This window comes from Thermoplasmata archaeon, assembly GCA_015063285.1.
Lineage (GTDB): Archaea > Thermoplasmatota > Thermoplasmata > Methanomassiliicoccales > Methanomethylophilaceae > Methanoprimaticola.
In genome coordinates this window covers 1-25032 of record SUST01000018.1, presented here as the reverse complement: position 1 = coordinate 25032, position 25032 = coordinate 1, and the positions used below count along the sequence as shown (strand labels likewise).

Below are 25032 nucleotides of genomic sequence, written 5' to 3'. Positions count from 1 at the left end.
ATTTATCATGGTTTAGATCCTAAAGCTCCTGATGTCTGTATTAAAGTTCCAACAGGTGGAGGTAAGACATTCATTGCTTGCGCTTCGATCAAGGAAATATTCGATCGTTTCCCTATTAAAAATAAGATTGTTATTTGGATGGTTCCAAATTCAGCCATCTATCAGCAGACTCGTGCTGCTTTCATGAATCCTGATCATCCATACAGGCAACGTTTAGATATAGATTTCAATGGGAATGTCTGTTTCTATGATTACGAAGAGCTGTTGCAAGGCCAGGGTTTCAATCCACAGACCATCAGAGATCAGCTTTCGCTCTGTGTCATAAGCTATGCAGCTGTTCGTTCGAACACCAAGGATGGAAGGAGGATGTATCGTTCCAATTCGAATCTGATGTCTTTCGGTCATTGGAATCTTGATAATGACGATTTTCAAGATGGACCTTCTCTTTCTGATGTCCTATCCGGCTATAATCCTGTCGTAGTATTGGACGAGAGTCATAACGCATTATCGGAGTTGTCTCGGAGGGCCCTCAGAGATCTGGACCCTTCATTCATCTTAGAACTGACTGCCACTCCTAAACCTGAGAGCAATGTCATATCATTCGTATCTGCCTCGGCACTCAAAGAAGAGAACATGGTCAAAATTCCAGTCTTCCTCTTCGGCCGTCAGGGTCTTAGGGACGTTCTTACAAGTACGATCCTGTATCGTGAGAAACTGGAAGAAAACGCTATTGCCGAACAAAGGATCTCCGGGCGCTACGTTCGTCCAATTGCTCTAATTCAGGCTGAACCTAAAAATGACGATGATTCCGTTACTTTCGAACGCATACGCAAGAAACTGCTCAGTGCCAATATTCCCGAAGAACATATCGCGTTGAAACTCAGCGGTAAGGATGAACTGAAGAATGTGGATCTTCTTAGTCCGGATTGCAACATCAGATATATCATCACCGTCAACGCCCTTCGCGAAGGCTGGGATTGCCCGTTCGCCTATATCCTCTGTACACTCGCTGCAGGTAATTCTAAGATCGAGGTCGAACAGATCATAGGGCGTATCCTGAGGCAGCCCGGTGCCAAAAGGTTCAATGACGAGAGTCTGAATGCATCGTATGTGTTCTCTTCCAGAGATTCCTTCCAAGAAACGATGAACAGTGTTGCTAAAGGACTCATGGATTCGGGTTTCAGCAGGAAGGACTATCGTACCGTTGCAGACAGGCAGATGTATTTCGATGTCGGTGAAGAACTGATCGATAACGTATCGCCACCGATCCATTACAGTGTTCCCGGTAATGGGAACAAAGATTCATTTGACGATCAATTGGATTCCGTTGATCTGGCAGATATGAGGGATCCTTTCCATAATGATCCAGTATCGTCAGTTAGTCCTGATGCGATGGCTGATGACATCCGTAAAAGGATGAGTGAGCGTAATGAAGAACCGAAACAGCATGAATCAGAGGAGGTCCCGAATCTCATGACCGACCGTAGAGTATCGATAAAGGATAATTTCAGAGAGGATGCTCTCTCCACCCGCATCCCCTATCTTATGTATACCAATGAAACACCTCTGGAAAAATACAGTGCACGTATATATCCGGAAGGTCTGGGTAACGGTTTCGATGTCTCTGTCAGATGCAATACCGATATCGGAGAGACATTCGTCGATGATAATATGGGCAAGTTGGATTCCCGTAAGGATAACCCGGATGTTCTCGCTTTCACCACTCTTCAGGAGAAAGAAAGGGATTCGGTACTGTCTGTTGTCGCTCCGGATAAGTTATCGGATGACCAATTGTCGAAACGTCTGGTTGAAGACATCTTCAAATCCCTGTCTCCGATGAACAATGTCAAAGACCCCCAGCTCAAAATCTATCTTCAGAACTTTGCTTCCAAACCCCGCGATACATTGATCCTTTACACGAAATATATCAATCAGGTCATATCCGAACTCAAGAAGAAGATCGATGCCGAACTCAAAAAATATCGTGAAGAGAAATTCAATGAATTGTTGAGCAAACAGTCCATCTTCTGTAACCTGGATGGGACTAAAGACTCTTATGTGTTCCCTGAACGTATAGATCCCAGGAACGGTCAGAGTATTCCGCAATTCATGGATAAGTCGCTATATGAGTATGAGAACAGGGTCAGCGGTTTCGAACAGACCATGCTGACCCGCATCATGTCTTGTGAATCGGTCCTATGGTGGCATAGGATCGTCGAAAGAGGCCAGAACGAGTTCTGCATAAACGGTTTCATTAATCACTATCCTGATTTCGTCGTGAAGACCAAGAAAGGTAACATCGTGATGATAGAGACCAAAGGCAGTCATCTGGATAATCCGGATACCAAGCTGAAGATAAAGCTCGGCAGAGAATGGGCCAACCGCGCTACATCCGCTTCCAAGGACGGCCATACGTTCAGTTACTTTATGGTGTTCGAGGATGATAATCGTAAGGCTGAAGGCTCTATCTCTGCCAACACCATGATACAATATTTGAATGATCTATGATCTCCAGAGGGGTCGTCCCCTCTCTAGATCACTTCTTTCATCATATCTGTGGTCTTAGATCTATCGATTCTGCATACCATTGAACATGCAGCTGTCTGAACCCAATTAATGTCATATCATACAGATACATCCTCTGTCCGTTCAAGACCAGTGATTTAGTCGCAGCCCCTTCTCTAAATTCTCCGTATACCTCTAACTTTTGTAACGGCTTATTATTGTATCTCTGAATTGCGTCTAAGTCTCTAAAGAATCCTGGTTCATAACCAGTCTCTGGCTTAATAAGTAACTTCTTATCCTCTGGATTCTCTACTACAGAGATTTCAAGCATCTCGTTTTCTTTGACCTTGTAGTTCATAAGTTCTCCGCCATAGATGCGTCCTGGGATATGCATACATTTCGCATCTCTCCAATCTCTACCGCAAATTGAGCATTCCTTCTTGTGTACTATGTATTTCGGACTTGCAAAAACTTTGTATGGATACATCAACTCCCACATCTTCAAATGTGTCATGAATTCTTTCAATCTTAAATCATCGATGTTCTTAAGATGTCTCCACAATAGATCACATTTTTCTATTGCCTGTTGCAAATGGATCCAGACTCGTCATATTCTCTTTGCTTAAAACTAAGCCAGAAGTCGATATAGGCGCTCCAAGTTCTCGAATATACCTCGAACAGATATGCTTCATTCTTAACATTCTCGTTTGATTCTGTATCCTTTATACGCTTCATTGTTGTGCCGATCTTTTCGATCTTTGATCTCGCTTGATCGATGTGATTGGCTTTTACCGCTTCTGGTAGCGTTCTGATATGAGTTAAACACGTACACATATCCGAGCATTCTATAATTGCTTCGAGATCGTATTGATCATATATGGGCGTCATTTCAACTCCGATAACATCTCATCCAATTTACTAAGTCCACTTACCGGACCTTTGTATTGTATTTCCTTGTCGTCTCCATCGACTTTGATTCTTAACTCACAAACAGTCGTTCCCTCTTCTCCCTTTCTCGTCTTCGACCGGAGATATTCGGTAAGAAAATTTGCAAGCATTCCTGCACCTATATTTGTTATTATGCTGCTTCCGATCTCCAATAGAGGCAATATCACATCTGCATCATGGATGCTTATTGTCGGTATATCTTCACTTAGTTCTACCTTTATTTCTGGAAACTCTACCTTAAGCAACTTGTAAAGATCCGGCGTAAATTCCGGATAGTATGTTGATCCACCCTCATATATCGATGGGATCAACTTAATCACTTCTTGTTCACTCATATTCTCCTCCATGATGCGTATGACCGTCTACAGGTCTTATAACCATATCGAAATAGTTCCCCTTTCTTTTCACTGATAATCAGGTTAGTTTCTTGATGTCCCTTATGTCTTCCTTCCTGATGTCTTTCTATCCCAAATGTATTCGCTGCAACAGCATTGAGTACCTTTGTTCCTCCAACACTCTGATTCTCTATCCTTGTTGGACAATCTCCTCCTTAGGCATGTGCCGCAACTCTCTTCGGCCGGAAACATCGCCACATTTCTCAAAGGTGGAACATCGTAAGTCAGCTTCAATTGGATCCCGATCCTCTCTGCGCATTCGCATATCTGATCGAATTCCTCGTTGCGGATCAACGATCCCGGTATGTTGCCCATGAGGTCTATCCTCTTGGCATCCTCCTCAGAGATATTCCTGACAAAGGGCCTCAGACACGGTGTACCGTACATGTAATGTCCTCTCCAAGACATCATTTCCTTCGGGAGCCTATGCTTGTAGCATTCAATAGCGAAATGCTCTAGATCGTAGTCCGGCCTGTAGGGGTGCAAATCGTATTTCTCAATCATGTTGTTCGGCAATATCTCTGCCAGGAACTCTCCGGAATTGAGTTTGACATGCAATGTATAGTCTTCTATCCAAGCCTCTCTCAAAGGCTCGTAGTTCCATTCACGGATCTGTTTTCCGTCGAGATAATGCCACTTGTATGGATGGGGATCCATGCAATCCATGACATCCCCGTTGCATCTCACCATCTTCTTCACACCTATTCCTCTCTGATGCCATATGAATGCATCCCAATCCTTGAATTGTGATTCGTATGTACGGGAATGGTCCACTTCCAGGCATCTCAGCCATGATCCCTTCCCGGAAGGCATCTTGTTCAGATCCTCCACCAAAGCTTCGGCATCCATCCTATAGATGGTCTTGTGACCCCCTTCGTAATCCTCCAACCATACAGGTTCGTCGGATACGGGTATGTCGTCGAAGGAGAACATCGTCAGCTGTTTTACTGCTACCATATCATCACCTCTTTGGAGAGGGCCTTTCGGCCCTCTCGGGTTCAATAGTCCTCCGGCGTCAGGATCGTGGTAACCGACCTGTCGTATTCGGTGATGACATAGATCACTCCGACATCCGTGCTGTACATGCTGAACAATCTGTCCGTAGGCAGACCGTTACGTTCCTGTTCCAGCGCATCGTCGTTCATCTTCTTGTCGTCATCGCACAGATCCCCCCAGTTCCCCTGGAGATGCTTGTCAAGACATCCTTCAACTATGTCGTAAGATTCCTTTGAAGCGTTGGTGATAACTTCTATGGCTGAGGTCATTACAATCATCCCGGGTTCGAACAGGCTCACGATCTCATCTCCTTCGTCGAATCCACAGCTCTTTCCCTACCGTTCTCATCTCTGATAAGAACGGTCTCGATCCCATCTTTCCATATGAATCTGGGCACCACCATCTCTTCATCGTCGATCTCGATCCTGGCGCTCATGTACGGTTTGTCGATCACACGGAATATCGAATCCGGTCTTCCTGCATCGCAGATATAGTATGAACCGGTCTTGAATCCGGATAGGGTAATACCTTCCTCCTTCCTCTTCTGCATCTCGTAGGCGTAGTTCCATGAGATGTCCCCGATCTGTTTTCCGTGATATCTCAGACATGATATCATCTCGGATCCCAGTTGTTGGCCTATCGGCTGTGTACCGTCCAAATATTCCAGGAACTCCATTCTATCGTAATCGTTCTGTTCGATGCCATCGAAGAATCTTCTTCCAGTCACCTCCCAGTCCTTCATCAGATACGTTCCGTTGTCGCCGTTGTCCTTGTCTAGACTGCCGATGTCATCGATGCCCACGGAGCATCCGTCGGCACCCATGAAGTTCGCTACCACCTGGCAGAGTCTAGCCCATCCGTAATCGTCCTTCTCCGGAGGTCTGAAGGACCTCAGCTTGCAGTACTCCAGGAAGGCTTCGACGCTGGAGCGCCCTCCGTTCCAATGCATGTACAATCCGAGTCCGGAGTTGTTCTCGAAGTTATCCTCCGTGGTGACGACAGCACGGTTCCCCATCAGATCACCCCATTCATTTTTGCTTCAGCCATCCACACGGCGTATTCCTCGTACTCCGGAGTGCTCATCAGAACATCCAGGACATCCTTCCTGTCCGCGAACATCCCCCTGAAGGGATTGTCGGGACACATAATCACCGGTTTCCTTTTGGATTTCCTGATGACCGCCACGATGGTAGGTATCGACATCCTGTTCTTCTTCTCGGTCTTCCTGATCACGAGCCTGTACCCGGTGTACTGGTCCTGTTCCACCCTGATGTTCTCGCTGTTCAGCACGGCCAGCTGCCAATCCTCCATTCACATCACCTCCCTGTTCTCGCTTTCCCTCTTCGAAAGCTCCTTCATGTGCTCGATGCCTTTGGGAAGGATCCTGTAGCATCTCTGCTTGAATCTCGGTCTCCTGTCATTCTTAGGTGCCCAGCATGAATCGTAGGTCACCATGTTCCTTTCCTGGAGCTTCTTGACGACGATGGACACGTGTCCTCTCGTGATGCCGATCGCTTCTCCCAGTCCGTCCTGGGTGGTCTCGAAAGGTCTTTCGTATTCGTTCCTGTCCCCGATGTGCCTCATCAGGACCTCCATTACCTGTTCCGCTCTAGTCATCTGCATCAGCAGCACCTCCCGAATGCTCCCTCTGCGTAGTTTCCGTCCTCGTCGAGCGGGTACACGTAAGGATCGTCCTCGACCATGAATCCGTGGCATCCGTTTCCGCATTCCCTAATCCATGCGGCTACGATTCCGATCCCTGCATAATCCTGCTCATCAAGCATCTTCTGCAGATCGTCCTTGTCCCATCCGTAGCGGAGGATCTCGTACAGGTCCTCCACGTTCAGCTTCTCGATGACGATCTCGCCGACGAGGATCCTGTAATCATTTCTCAAATCGTTTCTTAAGTCGTTTATCTTGTTTTCCTGATCCTTTTTCTCATAGATCATTCGACTCATCTCTGGGCTTGCTCGAAACCCGGATGACCTGCCCGAAGACCCGTGATAATGTGATTTTCGAAGATAGGCGAAAAGAACAATTTCACGGGGCAAGATATGGAAGAAGGGTGAAGAGCAAGTCACAGAGTGAGTCCTTTAAAGTCCTTGTTTTGTTTCGTTTTATTCTTGATTACGAATAACTATGTGATCTAAAGATGGCATGTTCAGATTATTTATTCTAATTTGTGTGTTCATATTATTCTGAAACGAATCCACTTGATTGCACTTGACAATATTAATATGAATATCAAGCATTTGCTTGTTTGATGCCACCTAAGATCCCGCCTCAAAAGTCAAAACAAGAAATTAAAAAGGCGTTGAAGAGTACGGATTATTCGTCTGAAGTAGGATTGGATTTCTCATATATCCTTAATGTTACCCTTGAAGTAGAGTATACATCGGAAACATATGATGCTAAGTGTGATGGGTCTGGTCCATTGTATCCACGTCGGGAGGAAGATTCCGCAGATTATGTCGACATCCTTTTTGATGATAATCTTGTAGCTGAAGGCGGAGAGGGTGAATTCGAAGTAAGTACTAAGACTTCCACCAAAGTTAATTATGACGTGTATGAAACCTTCAGCACTAAAAAGACTTTGAGTACTGGTATACGCATTGATACAAAGGTTGCTGGTTTCAAAAAGCATCTTCTTAACGGGATAACGGATGTGTTGTTAGAGCCGAAGAATCATTCGATCAAAATCATCTATTACTATCGTGGTAACAATATATTTGAAGACGTGATCCAGCATAATTTGACTACTATTAACATGGTCCAATACAGATCGCATTCTGTTGATATGTACATTACACCAAGTCCTAAAGCTAGAAAGGCTTTGGCTAAAGCTCGTAAAAAGTATTGATCTCGAGCTGTCCACAGATATGGGCGGGTGTTGTTGAATCGTTTATTGTACACTATATGCCATCAGATTTCAGAAATGCTCCGTTACTTTGAGGATGTTCTGTTCGATTATCAAATCTCAATCTTTTCCTTGTGATTCTAGAATTCACGACTTACCTGTGGGATGGCTTTGAGTTGGTACTCAGGTATTCTTCTTCTTGGTTTTGATTATTATTTCTCCCTCTTCGGGTAGCGGTGGCAATGAATCAGCTAACTCTATTGTCCTCTCGAGATGGCTGGCGATCTCCTGTCCCGCCGGCGATAGGTACAGCTTGATCGTCCCATGTTGCCTAGCCTTATCGTCCGGATCGATTATTCCGCAGGCTATTAGCTCCTCGATCCTCACCGTCCTGGTGCGGCTGGAGGCCTTCTCCCTCTGTATGATATCGTTCTTGCTGCACCCGGGATTCGCCTTTACACCTATTATCACCTCGATGGCGCATTTGCGACCCAGCAGGTCTATGAACTGCTCTTTTTCCATGCCTTCACCTCCGCATAATGTACTCTCGTACTTTATGCACATACTATGCGGAACCACATATTTAATTCAGAGGGTTTGCTCCCTGCTGGGAGCGAGATATTCGGACGTCTTTTCCCTTCTTTCGCATAATTTGCGAAATAGATTAAATAGTATGGAAACTTTCGTAAAATCAGCGATTGTGTATCGGGTTCGCTTCACGGAGTTCCCTTGCAGCAGTCGCGTGAAAGTACGGAGGAATCAATACGTCAGTCAACCCGTTCAAGGAAAAGGTCGCTGAGTTCATGGAAGCGAGACGCGGCTGTATCGGTGAAGTAACGACAAAGAATTTGGAACGTAGATTCAGAAGGATAGAGCGCGATCTCCTCAACCTCAAGGATGATGGCAAGGTCTCCACGATGTCCCCGTCCAAGATGACGGAGCAGGACATCAAGGAACTGATCATCTTCCGCAAGGGGAAGGGAGTGAGCGCATCGGATGTCAATCATGATATTTCGGCCATGAAACAGCTCTGCACGTTCTGCAGGAACACCTGCGTCCAGAACTGCCTCGGAGCCAACATCGGCCTCAAGCCGGTGGAGGTCGACGAGAGGCTCGAACCCCTCTCCGACGAGAGCTACAGGAAGATCCTGGCAAGGGCCAAGGAGATAGATCCCAAGGACTATCAGGCCCTCAGACCCTATACCATGGTCCTCCTGTACATCTGTACCGGAGCAAGGAACAAGGAGCTGCGTCTGGCGGAGGTCAGCGACATCGACTTCAACGGATGGACGATCAACTACAGGCATGTCAAGGCGGAGAATACCTGGGGCAGGTCTAGGGAGGTCCCCATCCCCGAGGTCATCCAAGATCTTGTGAAGAACTATCTCAAGGCGAGGAACATCTTCCTCATCAAGCACGATATGCTCCCCGAGGACGTCCCGGCGCTGTTCTGCAACATGTACGGCGACCATGACGTGCTCAGCGCCAATACCATCAGGAAGCTCAAGACCTACGTCGAGAGGGACATCGGACAGAAGTTCGAACTGAGGGATTGCCGCAGGGCATTCGGGCAGCATTACAAGGACAACCATGCGGAACTCGAGGACATCTCGAAGCTCATGGGACACAAGACCACCCGTACCACAGAGCTCTATTATTGCGAAAAACGCCAGAGCGAAGTGATCAGGAACGTGCAGGGCAAGTGGTGATAATCGGGTAAGGAAAAGCAGAGAGAATCGATGGAAACCAGTTAAAACCCTTGAATTTCGGATTTTTCCGGCTAGGAAGCGAAGTAGTGCTCCCGTTTGGGACGTGTGTGCTAAGTTTCCGGGAAAGGTGGCGAATCCGTTTGGGAGCGTGAAATCAATGTCTGGGTAGGACAAAAGTAGTGCTCCCGACGGGATTCGAACCCGTGTTGAAGCCTCGAGAGGGCTTCATGATTGGCCGCTACACCACAGGAGCAACATTCCACAACATAGAGAGGTAGTAGATAAAGATATCTGATTACCTCATATCAGAATTCTGGAGGGCGGATTGCTGGCAATCTCTTGTGCTCCATCAGGCTTACCTGTCTGCGTATGTCAGAAACCTGTTCCTTGGGCAGGCCTGTATCCGCAGCGATCTGCGAATCGGTCCTGTCCTGCTCCATATCATACAATATCCTGTCGAGGTCATCGTACTTGATCCCCATCTCGGACTCATCGGTCTGACCCTCCCACAGTCCAGCGGACGGAGGCTTATCGATGATCGGCTGAGGAACTCCTATGAGCTTGGCGATCTGCCTGACCTCGGTCTTGTACATGTTGGCAAGAAGGGTGACGTCGCATGCTCCGTCCCCGAATTTGGTAAAGTATCCCATCATGATCTCGCTCTGATTGGATGTTCCGACGACCAGATACTGCCTCTTCTTCGCAAGATTGTATAGCACTATCATCCTGCATCTCGCAGATATGTTGCCTCTCTCCAGAGGGGTCTCCGCATCGGAGAGCAGGACCGCTGCCAGAGCATCGACGGCGGGGCCGACATCGACTACCCTGAACTCCGTTCCCCACATTGAGGCCAATTCAGAAGTAGTCTTGTAATCCTCGGCAGGGGTCACCCTGGAAGGCATGAAGACGTTGAGAACATTCTTCGGGCCCAGCGCATCCGCGCAAAGCTTCGTGACAACAGCGGAATCTATTCCTCCGCTCAGTCCTATCACCACTCCTTTGGCATTCGCCTTGGCGACTGTGTCCTTGATGAATTTCTCGAGATTGCTTACATCGTCCTGTGTGATCTTTGGGATGGCCACTTCCGACATCGTCCACGGAATCGCATGGTGGCCATATAACGTCTTGGTCAGGGAGGCCACAAAAAGCCTTTTATAACGTCATAAGTTCCCCCTCATTGCACGCCGAGATGGCCCAGCCCGGTAAGGCGCGAGCCTGGAAAGCTCGTGGGCGCCTTTGCCCTCGGGAGTTCAAATCTCCCTCTCGGCGCCATTCACCTTTTACAGCCGAATTATGATCCTGATGTCATGATTACGTCTGTTGCCGCCGAATAACCATTATTATCTGGCTGGTCCTTTTTCTTTTCGATAACATGAATTTGCCCATGTTCGTCATAGCCGTCGTCGCCGTCATTATCGGTGCAGCTGCATTCATGATCGATAACAACAACGATAACCCTATAATCGACGACAATGAAACTGAACTCGAGTTTGTCGGCAACATGTCCACAAACGTGATCAGCCTGTATCTCAGTCAGAAGGGCTCTTCCGAGAGGACTTTGTTAGATAATGGAGGAACATTCAAAGTTCCGACGAAAGATGCCATAATCATCGTCGTCGCCAACAATCCTTCAGGCGACATCACCATCGATAAGGACAGCGTCATGGTCCCGAAACATGATACCTTCTCCGAAACCACTTACAAATGCGTTGTGATGTTCGGACCGACATCTTCGGAAAATCCGGTGAAGATCGATTCGACTTCGGCCTACTACTCGTTCACTCCGAAATCCGGAGAGAAGGTCGACCTAGGATTGTTCGTGACCAACTACTATTGATTCAGAGGAAAGCCATAGAATCAACAATGCCGTCCAAAATAGGGCGGCACCCTTCCATATTCTCCGTCCTCGCGTATGTGTAAAGGGTGTAGCAGACGTTCCCCTTCTTGAAAACGATGATCTCAGAAGTGTAATCGATGTCCTGCAGAACATAGGTATGGCGGAATCCCCGCCCCTCCTGACCGCAGACGCTCCTTTCAAAGAACTTGTCGAAAACATAACCGTGCTTCGACATCCTGTTCCTGAGCCTCTTCTCCGTCGACACGCAGACATCCTTCGCATTAGCCAATTTGGAGAGTATCGGATTCGACCTGTGCCAGAACAGACATACAGTGATATGCCTCTCCTTGTCGGAGATCCCTACCCTGTCATGGTTATTGTCCAAGTATAGGGCGTCCAATTCCGCTTCCCCCAATGCCCTGAACCCCTCAGGACAGGGAAGACAGATCTCTCCGTTCGCGACCACGGTCTCCAAGATATCGGGTTTCGGAAGGACATCATGATAAAAACACCTATTCCTGACTGCCCAGAGACCATAAAGGAACGTTCCATTCATACACCTTTAACATGCGCACAAGTATCCTTTATTAAGGGGAATAGCAGTAGGCCGTTCAATTGGTGCAAAAATGATAGTTAATGCCGAACTTTTCGTCAACGACTTACCCGGTCAGCTGATAGGCTCCATAGAGCCCATATCCATGGTGGACGGAAACATCCTCGGGGTTGTGCACAACCGCGACAGGATAGTGGACCACAGGATATGCGTGAACGTCACATTCGAGGTAGGCGACAGACAGCTGGAACGTCTCAAGGAACTTTGGAAGGCCAGGGACATCGTTATCTCCAGTCTGGGTTCGGTCCACGAGACCTATACCATGGATTACATCCTGATAGGCGACGTCAACGCACAGTACATCGAGGGCCTCCTGAAGAAGATCAACGAGGCCACCACCCTGGACGAGGTGAACGTCAGCTATTCGTCCAAATCGATCAGGACCGCGAGCCACACCAGTCTGATCACTGTGAAGGCACGCTACGAGGACAACCTCGACAAGATCGACGCGATCCTGAGAAGAGAATGCAAGAAGGCCAATGTTACCTATGTGAGAGGTGTATGAGATGAAAGCGTTCATCTGCGGATTCGGAACCATCGGACAGAGCGTCGCCAAGGTCATCAAGGCGAAGCAGGAGTTCTTCTCCAAGCGCTACGGGGAGACCCTCACGGTCGTCGGAGCATTGGATTCCAAAACATACATCGTCGACCCAAAAGGACTGGATGCGGATGCCATAATCGAGGCAAAGAAGAAGACTGGCTGCGTCGGAGACAAGAAATACACCGACATCAAAGAGGCTCTGGACTCCGTCGATTTCGATATACTCATCGAGGTCACCCCCACGGACATCAAGACTGGAGGCGTAGGTCTGGAGAACATCAGGTACGCCCTCAAGAACGGCAAGGATGTCGTCACCGCGAACAAGGGCCCCTTAGCACTCAAGTACAAGGAACTCACCACCTTGGCCGATGAGCACGGCCGCTATCTTCTCTTCGAGGGGACCGTCGGCGGAGCGATGCCCATCATCAATCTCAACAAATACGATCTGGCCGGACAGGATATCAAATCCATCAGAGGTATCTTCAACGGTACCTGCAACTACATCCTGACCAAGATGGACAGCGGACAGCCCTTTGAGCAGGCGCTCAAGGAGGCGCAGCAGCAGGGCTATGCCGAGACCGATCCCACCAACGACGTTGAGGGATACGACAGCGCATGCAAGGTCGTCATTCTCGCTAACTCCATCTTCGGAAGGAACGCTACCTTCAGCGATGTGGATATCACCGGAATCACCAGCATCAACTCGGATGCTGTGGCCCTTGCGCAGAACAACGGAATGGTCATCAGGCTCATCGGAGAGGTCTCAGCCACTAAGCTGGAGGTCGCTCCCAGGCTCATCCCGCGCGGACACCCCCTAAGTCTCCCCGGTACACTGAACACCGCGGAGATAATCACGGAATACGCCGGACCCATCACCGTCTCCGGAGTCGGCGCAGGAGGTCCCGAGACCGCATCGGCGATCCTCAGCGATATCATCGACATCATGGACGAGAGAATCGGTGACTGAGTTGACAGGCAGGATCGTCATTTACGACACCACGCTGCGCGATGGTGCCCAGACGGAGGGCATTCTGTTCTCTTCAGAGGACAAGCTCGATGTGTTACAGGCACTAGATGGTTTCGGCGTGGATTTCGTGGAAGGCGGTTGGCCCGGGTCGAATCCGACCGATGACGAATTCTTCAAGAAAGCAAGCCAGTTGGAACTGAAGAAGACGAAGCTCGTCGCCTTCGGCAGCACCAGGAAGAATGATGTCGATCCCGCTGACGATCCCAATCTGAACGCTCTCGTCGGGTGCGGCACCGAGTGGTGCTGCATCTTCGGGAAGGCATGGGATTTCCAGGTCGAAGAGGCCATGGGAATAGGCCTGGATGAGAACCTGGACCTTGTCCAGGACAGCGTCAGGTTCCTGGTAGAATCTGGAAAGCACGTGATATTCGATGCAGAGCACTTCTTTGACGGATACAGGGCGAACAGGAAGTACGCCCTGAACGTCCTCAAGGCCGCAGAAGCGGGAGGGGCGGAATGGCTCGTCCTTTGCGATACCAACGGAGGTTCGCTCCCGTCCGAAGTCGCTGAAGCAGTAGAGGAGGCGCTCCTATCCGTGGATGTCCCCCTCGGAATCCATGCACATAACGATGCGGACATGGCCACGGCCAATTCCATCATGGCCGTCGAGAATGGATGCCAGATGGTCCAGTGTACCGTGAACGGTCTCGGGGAGAGATGTGGCAACGCCAACCTTTGCACCGTTCTGCCCAGCCTTGTCTACAAGACAGGGTTCGAGACCACGGATATCGACCTCAGGAATCTCACATCGCTTAGCAGGTCCGTCGGGGAGCTGGTCAATTTCAGCCCGTACCCCAACATGCCTTATGTTGGTGAGGCCGCGTTCACGCACAAGGGCGGAATACACATTTCGGCGATGACGAGGGACCCCCACACCTACGAACATATCGACCCTTCGTTGGTAGGCAACTCCAGGAAGATCCTCGTATCGGAGATGGCTGGCAGGGCCAGCATCGTAGAGAAGCTGAAAGAGCTCGGCCTGGAATGCGGAGACGACACTCCGGACATCACCCGCAAGATCAAGGAGATGGAATCCAAGGGATATCAGTTCGAAGGAGCGGATGCGAGCTTCGAACTCCTGGTCAAAAGACTGAGAGGGGAGATAGAACCCAAGTTCACGGTGAAGAGCTTCAAGATCATGATTGACAACCGTCTCGGGGACATGGACACCGAAGCCAGCGTGAAGGTTCTGAATTCCGCAGGAGATCTGGAGCAGACCGCAGCTGACGGGAACGGTCCGGTCAACGCTCTTGACAAGGCATTGAGGAAATCTCTCAAGAAATTCTTCCCCGAGATCAACGACATGAAGCTGACAGATTACAAGGTACGTACACTCGATGCCAAGAATGCAACGGCCTCAGGGGTCCGCGTATTGATCAGATCCACGGACGGGAAGAGCAGCTGGACCACAGTAGGTGTATCAGAGAACGTGGTAGAGGCCAGTCTGATAGCGCTGATAGATGCGATTGAATACAAACTGATGATTGGTGAATGAAATGAGCAAGACGATCGTGACACTGGTAGGGAAGGACAAGGTAGGAATCATTGCTACCGTCTGCAACTTCTTCGCCGAGAACAACATAAACATCCTGGACCTGAAACAGACCACTTCCCAGGGATACATCAACATGATGATGATCGTGGATACCGACCTTTACAAGGGATCGGTGGCAGACCTCAACTCCGGATTGGAAGAGGTAGGTGCAAAGGTCGAGTGTATAATCAAGGCACAGCACGAAGAGATCTTCGACATGATGCACAGGATCTGAGAACATGGTAGAGCTCAGCGAGGCGTTCGAGACCGTCAACATGGTCTCCCACGAGAATCTCGACGTCAGGACGATCACCATGGGCATCAGTCTGCTGGACTGCATCGATCCCGATCTTGATTCACTGTGCAAGAAGATCTACGACAAGATCACCGAGTCCGCCAAGGACCTTGTGAGAGTGGGCGACGAGATAGGGAGCGAATACGGCGTACCTGTCATCAACAAGAGGATATCGATAACACCGGCAGCGCTTATAGGTGGTGCCGCATGCAAGAGCCCGGAGGACTTCGTGCAGATCGCTAAGACCCTCGACGAAGCGGCCAAGACTGTCGGAGTCAACTTCATCGGAGGATACTCGGCATTGGTCCAAAAGGGGATGACGAAGAGCGACAGGATGCTCATCGAGTCCATCCCGCAGGCGCTGGCGTCGACCGAGCGCGTCTGCTCGTCCATAAGCCTTGGATCCACCAGAACCGGCATCAACATGGATGCCGTCAGACTGATGGGGGACATAATCCTGAAGACCGCTGAGGCCACGAAGGAGAACGATTCCCTTGGATGCGCCAAGCTCGTGGTCTTCTGCAACCCGCCAGACGACAATCCCTTCATGGCCGGAGCGTTCCACGGAGTCACAGAGGCTGACAGGGTGATCAATGTCGGTGTAAGCGGCCCGGGCGTAGTCAAGCATGAACTTGAGAAGATTCATGGTGAGGATTTTGAAACCCTTTGCGAGACTATCAAGAAGACGGCATTCAAGGTCACAAGGGTCGGACAGCTGTTCGCCAAGGAAGCTTCCAAGAGGCTCGGTGTGCCTTTCGGCATCGTCGATCTTTCCCTAGCACCCACGCCTGCGGTCGGCGACAGTATCGCTGACATCATGCACGAGATGGGTCTAGAACGCGCAGGAGCGCCAGGCACAACCGCGGCGCTTGCCATCCTCAACGATCAGGTCAAGAAAGGAGGGGTCATGGCATCATCCTATGTCGGAGGACTCTCAGGCGCATTCATCCCTGTGACCGAGGATAAAGCGATGGCGGAAGCCGCAGAGGTCGGTGCCCTTACTCTCGAGAAACTGGAGGCCATGACATGCGTCTGCTCGGTTGGTCTCGATATGATCGCCATACCCGGGAACACCAGTGCTACGACCATAGCAGGAATCATAGCCGATGAGATGGCCATTGGAATGGTCAATCAGAAGACCACCGCTGTGAGGCTCATCCCCGTCATCGGAAAGGATGTCGGCGACTTCGCACAGTTCGGAGGACTTCTCGGAGAGGCGAAGATCATGCCTGTCAACAAATTTGGATGCGAAGATTTCGTGAACCGCGGCGGAAGGATCCCTGCACCGATACACAGTTTCAAGAATTGAGAATACAAACAGGGGCGGCTTATCGGGGCGCATGTTTACAGGTCATTCGCCCAGCCGCCCCCTAAAGATTTTCTGCCTTCCTTTTGAGAAAGCCAAACCCATTGGATGGCGGGTTTAAGTAATCCTAAAAGATTTATCCTATTTAATCCCACTCTTAACTATTATGCGCTAATAGTTTCAGTTGCTGGACTAAGTCAATGAATCCTCTTCTCAGCTTGACATCTGCTGCATAAAACAGCTTCGTTTCCTCCGATCGACCTCTGATCTTTCCTGCTATGATAGCGCCTATAGATCAGGACTGCGACTTGTATCGGGAGGACAACTACAGCTGCAGTCATAACCCCTAACAGACCTAATGCTTCACCTATCATGGATACCACACTCTTGTGTGAAACTCTATTGTCATGGTAGTATAAAATTATACCCTTGGGGGGTATGGGTATAGACCATAGAACAAGAGTAGAACCTTCAGAACACAAACAATTCAATAAAAACCGATAATCGGGAAGAAGGTTAATCGGCACCCGCAGGTGCCAAAGAAGAAGCATCGAAGATGCGTGAGTGGGGGCAGAGGGATTTGAACCCCCGTCAGCGGGTTTCCACTACGGGAGGAGCTACCTCCCGCGGAATCAATGAGTCATCGCTCCAGTTAATCATCAACTGTCAGCAAACCCATTTACAATCACGCTCAATAACTGGAGCCCGCCAGTCTGCCAGGTTAGCCTATACCCCCTGGAGAGTGATGCAAATGCAAATCACTGCTTACGCATCTTCGCTTCTTTCTTTCTTCTTCTCATTTTCTTTTTACGCCATTTCCAACGCTGGTTACCGCGTTTCTTCCAGGCGCGTGAGCCTCTCTTCATATTGATCCTTCCTTGGATTTGTCATCATTAGGTGATGCATCCAGGCGGGCCCGTCGGGATTCGAACCCGAGGCGTCTGGCTTAGAAGGCCAGCGCTATATCCTGGCTAAGCCACGAGCCCACTCTTCCCCTCCATCGGCTACTATCATTTAAAGGTTGTTGCCCTCTTTTCTACTGACAGTCTGACCTCTGGATAGGTCTGAATGACACACTGATTACCCTCTGATGACCTCATTTCGCCATCATGGATTGACCTTAGGCCAGGGCAAATCCCTAATGTAATCGATGACCGAGCCATATCCCAACATCTGACAGAATGCCTCTGCGATACACAGGACTCCCAGTATCAACAGCACGGGCCAAAGGTTGAGGATCGCTCCTGCGAGCTTGACTATCGCCTCTGCGAACCTGAGCAATCCGAACACGATGGCTCCAGCTATGAATGCGATGATGAATCTGGGCCAACCGGTCGCAAGAACAGACAGATCTATTCCCGCTACCTCGGTACCGTTCAAACCGCCCAATGCGATGTAAACAATAGCCATGACGAACAGTCCAATGATCACCGCGATATGGAGGTCACGGAATGGCCTGATTATGAGAGCGAATGCTCCGGCGGCAATCAGTATGAGCGTATATGTCTGGGCATGGAATCCCTCCAGAACTGCCAATGCTACGATGGCCACACCGAACAGCATCCCCAGGAAGACCATCGACTTGTACTTGATGGAATCCTTATCCTTCAGATAGAGGGCGACGATGATCAGCGCCAGCGCCCCGCCTATGAGAAGGACTATGGGTGACAGATACTCGAAGAACCACGAAGGCAGATACTCTTCAAGAAATGACATGGATCGTTGATAACAGTACTTGGATAAAAAGGCCCCTAGGGGCCGTTGATGATCAGCAGACCTTTGTTCCTGCGGAAGGTCCGGCACTCTCATCCCAGACTTCTGCTACATCAAAGGTCCAAACTGCAAAGCACGGAAGGTTCAGAGCCGCCATCTTCGCTTTCATGTCGTCGAAGACAGGTCCGCTGTCCGCACGTGCGGGGTTCTTGAGGATGAGCTCGTATGCCTTAGGTCCTGCTGCGACGGACAATGCCGCCTTTCCGGTGTCCTTGAGGTTCTTTGAAGCCCTCTTCATGAGGATCTCCCCGACCCCTGCCTTTCCGTCAGGTGTCGCGAAGATGCTTCCGCATACGATAGCGTGAGGCTGTCCCTCGGATGATACGGTCACGAGGAGCTTTGTTGCCTCCTTTGCGTTGATCAGGTCGATTACTTCTTTCGGTAAAGCTACCATGAGATTCACCGCATCATGGATGGTTCTGGATAGTATTTATCACTTGACAGAGTTCTTCATTAATTCTAACTTTGTTAAACCTTCAACGATAGTTCATATACCTCACTTGGATGATTAATCCTATGTCACAACATTACGAGGACAGGCCAGCAGAGAGACAGAAGATGACTTTCAAAACATACCGCGAATTCGCCGTGAAGAGAGGTGGACAGAGTTCACTCCCTGACGGCGTGTACGCCAGACCGAAGGTCTACAACAACTTCGCCCTCACTTTGGCTGATCAATGCCCATGGCATCTCATCCTGAGAACGGACAAGGAGGAGAAGGAATACTTCGGACCCTTGATCATGCAGGAGATGGAATGCGCAGAGCTACTCAAGGATTCCACACCCTTTGTAAAACTGTACGGAAGGGCCAGCAAGTACAAACGTCTACCCAGTGTGGCAGTGGAGGAGGCACTGGCCAATGCTGTCATTCATTTCGATGCTTCTTTGGAGCGTGACATAGTCATAGACTTCAGGGACGAAGGCCTTACGATAAGGTCTCCCGGAGGGTTCATCGAGAAAGATAATTTTGACGTCATCGTCAGCACATGCCCCAGGAATACGAAGACCGCCCTTCTCATGAAGAGCTTGGGATTGGTGAGACTGGAAGGGACTGGATTGGAACTGATCAGAGGGTGCTATCTCACCACAGGGCTCATGCCTGTGATCGCGAGCGATACTGACAGCTTCTGCATCCAGCTGCCGTCCTTGGACAATGCGGACAAAACAATCCCTGAAGAGACGGAGACTGTGCTCAGCTACCTGCGTTCATACGGGAGCGGCAATATCAGGAGTATGTCGAGGATCCTGAAGATCCGCATCAATCTGCTTGAAAGGATATTCAGCAATCTGGAATCGGATGGAAGGATATTCACTATGGGAAAGGAGAAGGATCTCAGGGCATTCTACAACAGATCCTATGCCGTGGATGAGGACTACGCAATCATCCATAGGTCTGACATACGATCATCGGCTGGAATGTCAGATCGTATATGTTGCTAACTTCAGTATCTCACTTCCGTGTTTGACTGAGATTTCTTCCTAAAAGGGGCTCTTGCCCCTACACTTTTCAAATCATTTCAGCCTAGTATTATTTCTAAAATATTTTAGCATAATAAGTAACACTTTTGACGATTGTTTTAATATTATTATGGCCATCGACCAGAAGCATAGGTGTAAAGCAAATGACCAATGGAATCATAATCGCAGGGTACGGTACAAGAAAAGGCAATCTCGAAGAAATTCTCCAGACGCAGGCCAGAAGGCTCAGATGCAGAGGTTGGGAAAACGTCGAGATAGGTTATTTCAGGGTCAGCTCACCCACGATACCAGAGGCATTGGAGAGATTGGTCGATGCCGGAGTTGACAATGTTGTCATTATACCCTATTATATCGCCGAAGGAACACTCACAAAACAGCTCATCCCTGAAAAACTGAAAATGGACTCTGATATGGCGGACATCAAGGTGAAAGGAAAAGATGTCACCATCTGCATGGCACCCGCCTTCGGCATGAACATGGTCCTTACTGACATCCTCTGCGATAAGATCGCCGATGCCGGCGGAGATACAGACTGCGGCATCATGATCATCGGGCACGGGACCAGATACGATTCCCTGGCCAATATGCGCGTCATCAAGCAGAACGCGGAGAGGCTCAAGAGTATGGGATACATTCACACCAAGTACACATTCAACGAATTCTGCGAGCCCACCATCAAGGACACCCTCGACGAACTGGAGAAGGAGGGTGTGGAAAGGATCATCGCCTTGCCTTTGTTCATAGCGATGGGACTGCATCTGGGCGACGAGATCCCCGAACAGATCGGAATCCCCTCGTACAGCGAAGGCGGGGACATCACAATCAACGGAAGGAAGATCAATGTCTACTACGGACGTCCCGTGGAAGCTGACAACCGTCTGACCGATTACCTTGACATGAGAGCCGCAGAATATCTGTCAGGTTGATTCCAGATAAGGTCTTGGAATACAGCAGAAAATAATAGATGAGAGACTGTTCGGTAACCATGCGCAGAATTGCCATCTATGGTAAAGGCGGAATAGGTAAATCCACCACATCTTCCAACATCTCAGATGCCCTGGCCGAGTCCGGTCTTACCGTCATGCAGATCGGTTGCGATCCGAAAGCTGATTCCACGAGCATGCTGACCGGAGGCCCCATAGAGACTGTGCTTAACACCATGCGCGACAAGAGCGATCGCACTCTGGAGGATATGGTCCACATAGGTTCCCACGGGGTGCTCTGTGTTGAATGCGGAGGGCCCAGACCCGGAACCGGATGCGCCGGAAGAGGGATCATCGCCGCATTCCAGGAATTGGACCGTCTCGATGCGATGGCCGTTTACAAACCAGATGTTATCATCTATGATGTCCTAGGCGATGTCGTATGCGGCGGATTCGCGATGCCCATCCGCAACGGCTATGCCCGCGACGTATTCGTTGTAACATCGGGGGAACGCATGTCTCTTTATGCTGCTAACAACATCGCCACAGCGGTCAACGATTTCCGCCGTGACGGATATGCCCGTTTCGGAGGATTGATTCAGAATTCGAGGGGAGTTGAGAACGAAGACGACCTCATCTCTGAAGCGGCCAGGAACATAGATTCGGAAGTCATCTTCAGACTTCCGAGATCACCGACAGTCCAGACCTGTGAGAAGCGCGATACGACAGTCATCTCGGGAGAACCCGACTCGGAGATGGCTGGACTATACCGCCAGTTGGCCAAAACAGTGTACTCTCGTTCGGAAGACATTTCCGGAGGACTGAAACTGGAAGACTGCACAGGATGTGACGGTTGTGAATAAAGGGATACTAATCGTAGGATACGGGACCAGGAACGGAAATCTCACCGAGATTCTTGACGTTCAGGTGAACAGACTCAAATGCAGGGGCTGGGAACACGTGGGAAAAGCATATTTCAGAGTGAATTCCCCATCCATCCCAGAAGCATTGGAACAAATGGTCGACGAGGGTGTGGACGAGATAGTCGCCATACCATACTACATCTCAGAAGGGACCCTGACGAAGGAACTGATCCCAGAGAAACTTGGACTGGGGACATCCAGTTCCGGAAAGGCTTTGGTCAAAGGAAAGGAGGTCACCATCTCGATAGCCTCCGCGTTCGACACAAGCTTCACACTTACGGACATCATATGCGACAAGATCGCCGATGCCAACGGGAACATGGACTGCGGAATCCTTATCCTAGGTCACGGGACCAGGTTCAAAGCGCTCTCCAACATGCGTACGATCAAGATGAATGCGGAGAGGGTCGCCGCAAGAGGATACAAGCACGTCGGCTATGCGTTCAACGAATACTGCGACCCCACCATCCCCGACGCGCTGGATAGACTGGAGAAGGAAGGTGTGGACAGGATCATCGCCATCCCCCTCTTCATAGCGATGGGGATACACATGGGAAAGGACATCCCCGAGAAGATAGGGATACCTCCATACAGCGAAGGCGGAGACATAACCGTCAACGGAAGGAAGATCAACGTTTACTACGCACGCCCGGTGGAATCGAACCCGCGTCTGCTGGATGTGCTCGATCAAAAAGCAAGGGAGTATTTGGGCGAATGAAAGTACTGTTATTGGACATGACACATGGGGGGCAGGTGCTCGCACCGCTCTTCAAGAATGAGGGCAACGAGGTCACAGTGGCCGATGTTTACAAGATCGCGCCTCCGGAGATGCTTGAACATCTGAGAGAGATTGGGGCCGAAGTGTGCATCGGCAATCCGACACCAGGACACTACGACCTGGTCTCGATGCCGTGTCATTGTCCAGACATATTCCTTGAGAATGTAACCTACGATGATAGGATATGGTATTCGCAGGCTGTAAACCGCTTCATGAAGGACAAAAGGTTCAGGATAGAGGTCACGGGAGTAAAAGGGAAGACCAGTACCTGCTATCTTATCGCGCACATCCTGGCCAATGCCGGCAAGAAGGTGTATCTCAGATCCTCAAGAGGCTCAGGCCCGTTCACCAAAGAAGGACATCGGATCGATGAACTGAAGAGCATCGCGCCGCCGTACCTCCTCGACCTGCCTGAGGGCGATTACGACGTCATGGTATGCGAAGTGTCTCTCGGAGGATCGGCAAAGGCGGACATCGCATGTATCACCAACCTTCTGGAGGACTACGGCATAGCGAAGAAGAGCCGCCATGCAAGAGAGGCCAAGAAGGATATCCTCTCTGAAGGGACTAACATCGTTCTCGAATCCGAGAAGGACATCTGGTCCGCATACGGCAAACCCCTGAGGCTGTCAGGGAAGAAGGTCACAGTCGAGAGGGACCCTGTGTTCGGAGAACCGTTACAGGTCTCGGTCAGATACAAAGGGGATCACGAGTTCTCACTCAAAGGGAACTATCTGGCCCTCCAGTACATCGAGGCCATGGACATGGCCCTGGAGGTATGCGACGCCATGGACATCCCTGCCGATGTCGTTCTGAAAGCACTGTCCGATTTCGAAGGCGTTCCCGGAAGGGGCGAGATACGCGATATGGGTGGCGTGAGATACATAGTGGAGCGCAACCCAGGGATCTCGCACATGTCCGTGGAACGCACACTGAAGACACTTCAGGCGATGAACATCCTGGATGGCGCACTGGTCATCATAGATCCCGTTTCCAAGAAGGTATGCGACAAGCTGGACCGCGACCTCATCGAGGAAGTCGTCAGAAAGTACGGGGCGAAACTGATAGTCACTCCCGGGGACGGCACGGAGCCTAACATCCCGGACGAGGTGAAGACCGTAGTGCGCATGACCAAGGAAGGGTACCAATGAGCGATGTGTTCCATCCTCGTCCCAACCCCATAGTTGCCGCCATGTACACGGCCAGGGACATGAACGTGGATGTCATCGTCATGCACGGTCCCGCAGGATGCTCGTTCATGGCATCGAGACCACTCGAGAATGCGGGTGTCCGTGTTATCACATCATCAATGAAGGACAATGACCTGATCTTCGGGGGAGGGGACTCGCTGGAGAAAGCTTTGATCGAGGCCAAGGAGAGATTCTCACCCAAGACGATGGCCGTCATAGGCACTTGCGCCAGCACTATCATTGGTGACGACATCAAGGCTGTCATCGGCAGGGTCGATATGGGCGATACCAACTGCTTCGCAATCGACTGCCACGGCTGCATGGACAACAACACCGAAGGGGCCATACGCGCCCTGAAGGCAGGAGCTGCCGCAGGCATCATACCCCAGGAGGAATGCGACCGCCAGTCAAAACTCCTCAAAGCAGCGACCCAGCTTGAGAAGAAGAAGGGAATGGCCGGAAGGACCTACCTGTCCCCCGCCGAAAGCCCCACCAAGCTATCCGTCTGCAGGAGGATCGTGGAGGCCCTATCCGCAGGAAAAAGGGTCGCGGTCGTCATGATAGCGAAGAAGGAACTGGCCTACCGCTTCGCCGACATGTTCCTTGCAGTGGATGAGGCACGTAAGAAACTGGGTGGAAGCACATATTTCGAAGCGAATATCGACCCTGAGAAGGGTCTGCCGAGGATCAGAGGATACTGCACCGACATCCAGAGGGATCTGGAATCCAAGGGCGTGAAGATGGACCGCGTGATCGGCGGACTCGACGAATACGCTGTAGTAGGGGATGAGATGCAGGAGGCAGTCAAGGAATTCTCTCCCGATCTGACTGTCATCCTGGGCATCTGCCATGCCTACCCCGGACTCGATGAGGATTGCATACTGGTCACCGACCAGCCCCGCGAGCTCTCCAACTATCTGGACCAAGGCTTCGCGGCCGTAGGAGAAGTCGGCAGCCACGGATTGGTGATGGGTGCTAAAGGCATCATCACACTGGAGACGGCACAGACCCTCAGGGAGCTGATCTGACTTGAAGGGATTCGTCATCGCGGGGACCGGCAGCGGAGTCGGCAAGACTTCCATCACCACAGGCATAATGTCCCTTCTGTCTAAACGTTACAAGGTACAGGGGTTCAAGGTAGGACCTGATTTCATAGATCCGATGTATCACAGCGCTGCCACCGGCCGTCCTTCGAGGAACCTGGATTCTTTCCTGCTGGACGATAACAAGATCCGCAACCTCGTAGGATTTGCCTCTGAGGATGCTGATGTCTGTGTCGTCGAAGGGGTGCGCGGACTGTACGAGGGATTCACAGGGAATTCCGACGTCGGTTCCACAGCCTATCTGGCGAAGCTGCTGAATCTCCCGGTCGTGCTCGTAGTTGATTCTGGATCGCTCACCCG

Annotated in this window: 29 protein-coding genes and 3 tRNA genes; 17 read left to right on the top strand and 15 right to left on the bottom strand. The window is 50.3% G+C overall.

The genetic code is table 11. The annotated features are described in order from the left end of the window. Positions 1 to 2508, top strand: coding sequence for a hypothetical protein (locus E7Z62_08090; GenBank protein ID MBE6523060.1), 2508 nt, complete (start codon positions 1 to 3; stop codon positions 2506 to 2508). Between the two features lie 40 nt (positions 2509 to 2548). Here E7Z62_08090 and E7Z62_08085 read toward each other — a convergent pair whose 3' ends face one another. The 8 genes from E7Z62_08085 to E7Z62_08050 form a co-directional block, all read right to left on the bottom strand. Next, on the bottom strand, positions 2549 to 3031 hold the full coding sequence (locus tag E7Z62_08085) for a hypothetical protein (GenBank protein MBE6523059.1): 483 nt from the start codon (positions 3029 to 3031) through the stop codon (positions 2549 to 2551). Between the two features lie 358 nt (positions 3032 to 3389). Next, entirely contained in the window at positions 3390 to 3800 is a 411-nt protein-coding gene (locus tag E7Z62_08080) for a hypothetical protein (protein MBE6523058.1), read from the bottom strand. Between the two features lie 90 nt (positions 3801 to 3890). Beyond that, positions 3891 to 4805: a hypothetical protein gene (locus tag E7Z62_08075; GenBank protein MBE6523057.1), complete on the bottom strand. Its 915-nt coding sequence runs from the start codon at positions 4803 to 4805 to the stop codon at positions 3891 to 3893. Positions 4806 to 4846: 41 nt separating this feature from the next. Further along, entirely contained in the window at positions 4847 to 5101 is a 255-nt protein-coding gene (locus tag E7Z62_08070) for a plasmid related protein (GenBank protein MBE6523056.1), read from the bottom strand. Between the two features lie 38 nt (positions 5102 to 5139). After that, positions 5140 to 5859, bottom strand: coding sequence for a hypothetical protein (locus E7Z62_08065; GenBank protein ID MBE6523055.1), 720 nt, complete (start codon positions 5857 to 5859; stop codon positions 5140 to 5142). Next, the gene (locus E7Z62_08060) at positions 5859 to 6155 is read right to left on the bottom strand and encodes a hypothetical protein (protein ID MBE6523054.1); all 297 of its coding nucleotides are present in this window, start codon (positions 6153 to 6155) and stop codon (positions 5859 to 5861) included. Before E7Z62_08060 ends, E7Z62_08065 begins: the two co-directional genes overlap by 1 nt. Then, on the bottom strand, positions 6156 to 6467 hold the full coding sequence (locus E7Z62_08055) for a hypothetical protein (protein MBE6523053.1): 312 nt from the start codon (positions 6465 to 6467) through the stop codon (positions 6156 to 6158). Next, on the bottom strand, positions 6467 to 6793 hold the full coding sequence (locus tag E7Z62_08050; protein ID MBE6523052.1) for a hypothetical protein: 327 nt from the start codon (positions 6791 to 6793) through the stop codon (positions 6467 to 6469). The genes E7Z62_08055 and E7Z62_08050 overlap by 1 nt, the downstream gene beginning before the upstream one ends. Positions 6794 to 7107: 314 nt before the next feature. Here E7Z62_08050 and E7Z62_08045 point away from each other — a divergent pair, with 314 nt between their 5' ends. Next, positions 7108 to 7704: a hypothetical protein gene (locus tag E7Z62_08045; protein ID MBE6523051.1), complete on the top strand. Its 597-nt coding sequence runs from the start codon at positions 7108 to 7110 to the stop codon at positions 7702 to 7704. A gap of 180 nt (positions 7705 to 7884) precedes the next feature. Here E7Z62_08045 and E7Z62_08040 read toward each other — a convergent pair whose 3' ends face one another. Continuing rightward, complete coding sequence (locus E7Z62_08040) at positions 7885 to 8223, bottom strand: hypothetical protein (GenBank protein ID MBE6523050.1); 339 nt, start codon at positions 8221 to 8223, stop codon at positions 7885 to 7887. Between the two features lie 281 nt (positions 8224 to 8504). Between E7Z62_08040 and E7Z62_08035 the strand changes: the two genes are divergently transcribed. Beyond that, positions 8505 to 9410 carry a site-specific integrase gene (locus tag E7Z62_08035; GenBank protein ID MBE6523049.1) on the top strand — a complete coding sequence of 302 codons (906 nt, stop codon included), beginning with the start codon at positions 8505 to 8507 and terminating at the stop codon, positions 9408 to 9410. Between the two features lie 180 nt (positions 9411 to 9590). Here E7Z62_08035 and E7Z62_08030 read toward each other — a convergent pair. Continuing rightward, positions 9591 to 9663: transfer RNA gene (locus tag E7Z62_08030), tRNA-Glu, on the bottom strand. A gap of 52 nt (positions 9664 to 9715) precedes the next feature. Next, positions 9716 to 10501, bottom strand: a complete 786-nt coding sequence (locus E7Z62_08025; GenBank protein MBE6523048.1) for an NAD+ synthase — start codon at positions 10499 to 10501, stop codon at positions 9716 to 9718. A gap of 92 nt (positions 10502 to 10593) precedes the next feature. Between E7Z62_08025 and E7Z62_08020 the strand changes: the two genes are divergently transcribed. Together E7Z62_08020 and E7Z62_08015 are read left to right on the top strand one after the other, a co-directional pair. Continuing rightward, positions 10594 to 10682: transfer RNA gene (locus E7Z62_08020), tRNA-Ser, on the top strand. Between the two features lie 100 nt (positions 10683 to 10782). After that, positions 10783 to 11247, top strand: a complete 465-nt coding sequence (locus E7Z62_08015) for a hypothetical protein (protein ID MBE6523047.1) — start codon at positions 10783 to 10785, stop codon at positions 11245 to 11247. A gap of 1 nt (position 11248) precedes the next feature. Here the strand turns inward: E7Z62_08015 and E7Z62_08010 are convergent, their stop codons facing one another. After that, the gene (locus E7Z62_08010; protein MBE6523046.1) at positions 11249 to 11803 is read right to left on the bottom strand and encodes a hypothetical protein; all 555 of its coding nucleotides are present in this window, start codon (positions 11801 to 11803) and stop codon (positions 11249 to 11251) included. A gap of 70 nt (positions 11804 to 11873) precedes the next feature. Here E7Z62_08010 and E7Z62_08005 point away from each other — a divergent pair, with 70 nt between their 5' ends. The 5 genes from E7Z62_08005 to E7Z62_07985 are packed head-to-tail and all read left to right on the top strand — an operon-like array spanning position 11874 to position 16566. Continuing rightward, a complete protein-coding gene (locus E7Z62_08005) occupies positions 11874 to 12365 on the top strand; it encodes a homoserine dehydrogenase (protein MBE6523045.1) in 492 nt (163 codons plus the stop codon). Then, on the top strand, positions 12358 to 13368 hold the full coding sequence (locus E7Z62_08000) for a homoserine dehydrogenase (GenBank protein ID MBE6523044.1): 1011 nt from the start codon (positions 12358 to 12360) through the stop codon (positions 13366 to 13368). Before E7Z62_08005 ends, E7Z62_08000 begins: the two co-directional genes overlap by 8 nt. A gap of 13 nt (positions 13369 to 13381) precedes the next feature. Then, positions 13382 to 14923, top strand: coding sequence for a citramalate synthase (locus E7Z62_07995; protein ID MBE6523043.1), 1542 nt, complete (start codon positions 13382 to 13384; stop codon positions 14921 to 14923). Position 14924: 1 nt separating this feature from the next. Further along, positions 14925 to 15197, top strand: coding sequence for an ACT domain-containing protein (locus E7Z62_07990; protein ID MBE6523042.1), 273 nt, complete (start codon positions 14925 to 14927; stop codon positions 15195 to 15197). 4 nt (positions 15198 to 15201) lie between these two features. Beyond that, on the top strand, positions 15202 to 16566 hold the full coding sequence (locus tag E7Z62_07985) for a PFL family protein (GenBank protein ID MBE6523041.1): 1365 nt from the start codon (positions 15202 to 15204) through the stop codon (positions 16564 to 16566). Between the two features lie 908 nt (positions 16567 to 17474). Here the strand turns inward: E7Z62_07985 and E7Z62_07980 are convergent. The 3 genes from E7Z62_07980 to E7Z62_07970 all read right to left on the bottom strand — a co-directional run bounded on the left by E7Z62_07980 (position 17475) and on the right by E7Z62_07970 (position 18730). Beyond that, a tRNA-Arg gene (locus E7Z62_07980) sits at positions 17475 to 17549 on the bottom strand. Positions 17550 to 17670: 121 nt separating this feature from the next. Then, the gene (locus E7Z62_07975; GenBank protein MBE6523040.1) at positions 17671 to 18279 is read right to left on the bottom strand and encodes a hypothetical protein; all 609 of its coding nucleotides are present in this window, start codon (positions 18277 to 18279) and stop codon (positions 17671 to 17673) included. A gap of 52 nt (positions 18280 to 18331) precedes the next feature. Next, positions 18332 to 18730, bottom strand: coding sequence for a hypothetical protein (locus E7Z62_07970; GenBank protein MBE6523039.1), 399 nt, complete (start codon positions 18728 to 18730; stop codon positions 18332 to 18334). A gap of 122 nt (positions 18731 to 18852) precedes the next feature. Here E7Z62_07970 and E7Z62_07965 point away from each other — a divergent pair, with 122 nt between their 5' ends. From E7Z62_07965 to E7Z62_07935, 7 genes are all read left to right on the top strand, one after another. Further along, a complete protein-coding gene (locus tag E7Z62_07965) occupies positions 18853 to 19776 on the top strand; it encodes a hypothetical protein (protein ID MBE6523038.1) in 924 nt (307 codons plus the stop codon). A 197-nt stretch (positions 19777 to 19973) separates the two neighbouring features. Further along, positions 19974 to 20741, top strand: a complete 768-nt coding sequence (locus E7Z62_07960; GenBank protein MBE6523037.1) for a cobalamin biosynthesis protein CbiX — start codon at positions 19974 to 19976, stop codon at positions 20739 to 20741. Positions 20742 to 20800: 59 nt separating this feature from the next. After that, positions 20801 to 21601 (top strand): nitrogen fixation protein NifH, encoded by an 801-nt coding sequence (locus E7Z62_07955; protein MBE6523036.1) that lies wholly within the window; start codon positions 20801 to 20803, stop codon positions 21599 to 21601. Next, entirely contained in the window at positions 21594 to 22379 is a 786-nt protein-coding gene (locus E7Z62_07950; protein ID MBE6523035.1) for a cobalamin biosynthesis protein CbiX, read from the top strand. Before E7Z62_07955 ends, E7Z62_07950 begins: the two co-directional genes overlap by 8 nt. After that, complete coding sequence (gene cfbE / locus E7Z62_07945; GenBank protein MBE6523034.1) at positions 22376 to 23590, top strand: coenzyme F430 synthase; 1215 nt, start codon at positions 22376 to 22378, stop codon at positions 23588 to 23590. The genes E7Z62_07950 and cfbE overlap by 4 nt, the downstream gene beginning before the upstream one ends. Then, positions 23587 to 24657, top strand: a complete 1071-nt coding sequence (locus tag E7Z62_07940; protein ID MBE6523033.1) for a Ni-sirohydrochlorin a,c-diamide reductive cyclase catalytic subunit — start codon at positions 23587 to 23589, stop codon at positions 24655 to 24657. Before cfbE ends, E7Z62_07940 begins: the two co-directional genes overlap by 4 nt. 1 nt (position 24658) lies before the next feature. Further along, the coding region (locus tag E7Z62_07935; GenBank protein ID MBE6523032.1) for a hydrogenobyrinic acid a,c-diamide synthase (glutamine-hydrolyzing) at positions 24659 to 25032 on the top strand (374 nt) is incomplete at its 3' end.

Coding starts and splice junctions, on each gene's coding strand:
- cfbE (MBE6523034.1), top strand. CDS start 22,376: ATGAAAGTACTGTTATTGGACATGACACATGGGGGGCAGGTGCTCGCA.
- E7Z62_08045 (MBE6523051.1), top strand. CDS start 7,108: ATGCCACCTAAGATCCCGCCTCAAAAGTCAAAACAAGAAATTAAAAAG.
- E7Z62_08025 (MBE6523048.1), bottom strand. CDS start 10,501: ATGTCGGAAGTGGCCATCCCAAAGATCACACAGGACGATGTAAGCAAT.
- E7Z62_07975 (MBE6523040.1), bottom strand. CDS start 18,279: ATGTCATTTCTTGAAGAGTATCTGCCTTCGTGGTTCTTCGAGTATCTG.
- E7Z62_07985 (MBE6523041.1), top strand. CDS start 15,202: ATGGTAGAGCTCAGCGAGGCGTTCGAGACCGTCAACATGGTCTCCCAC.
- E7Z62_08040 (MBE6523050.1), bottom strand. CDS start 8,223: ATGGAAAAAGAGCAGTTCATAGACCTGCTGGGTCGCAAATGCGCCATC.
- E7Z62_07940 (MBE6523033.1), top strand. CDS start 23,587: ATGAGCGATGTGTTCCATCCTCGTCCCAACCCCATAGTTGCCGCCATG.
- E7Z62_08065 (MBE6523055.1), bottom strand. CDS start 5,859: ATGGGGAACCGTGCTGTCGTCACCACGGAGGATAACTTCGAGAACAAC.
- E7Z62_08055 (MBE6523053.1), bottom strand. CDS start 6,467: ATGCAGATGACTAGAGCGGAACAGGTAATGGAGGTCCTGATGAGGCAC.
- E7Z62_08005 (MBE6523045.1), top strand. CDS start 11,874: ATGATAGTTAATGCCGAACTTTTCGTCAACGACTTACCCGGTCAGCTG.
- E7Z62_08060 (MBE6523054.1), bottom strand. CDS start 6,155: ATGGAGGATTGGCAGCTGGCCGTGCTGAACAGCGAGAACATCAGGGTG.
- E7Z62_07990 (MBE6523042.1), top strand. CDS start 14,925: ATGAGCAAGACGATCGTGACACTGGTAGGGAAGGACAAGGTAGGAATC.
- E7Z62_08035 (MBE6523049.1), top strand. CDS start 8,505: ATGGAAGCGAGACGCGGCTGTATCGGTGAAGTAACGACAAAGAATTTG.
- E7Z62_08080 (MBE6523058.1), bottom strand. CDS start 3,800: ATGGAGGAGAATATGAGTGAACAAGAAGTGATTAAGTTGATCCCATCG.
- E7Z62_07965 (MBE6523038.1), top strand. CDS start 18,853: ATGTCACAACATTACGAGGACAGGCCAGCAGAGAGACAGAAGATGACT.
- E7Z62_08010 (MBE6523046.1), bottom strand. CDS start 11,803: ATGAATGGAACGTTCCTTTATGGTCTCTGGGCAGTCAGGAATAGGTGT.
- E7Z62_08075 (MBE6523057.1), bottom strand. CDS start 4,805: ATGGTAGCAGTAAAACAGCTGACGATGTTCTCCTTCGACGACATACCC.
- E7Z62_07955 (MBE6523036.1), top strand. CDS start 20,801: ATGCGCAGAATTGCCATCTATGGTAAAGGCGGAATAGGTAAATCCACC.
- E7Z62_07970 (MBE6523039.1), bottom strand. CDS start 18,730: ATGGTAGCTTTACCGAAAGAAGTAATCGACCTGATCAACGCAAAGGAG.
- E7Z62_08050 (MBE6523052.1), bottom strand. CDS start 6,793: ATGATCTATGAGAAAAAGGATCAGGAAAACAAGATAAACGACTTAAGA.
- E7Z62_08015 (MBE6523047.1), top strand. CDS start 10,783: ATGAATTTGCCCATGTTCGTCATAGCCGTCGTCGCCGTCATTATCGGT.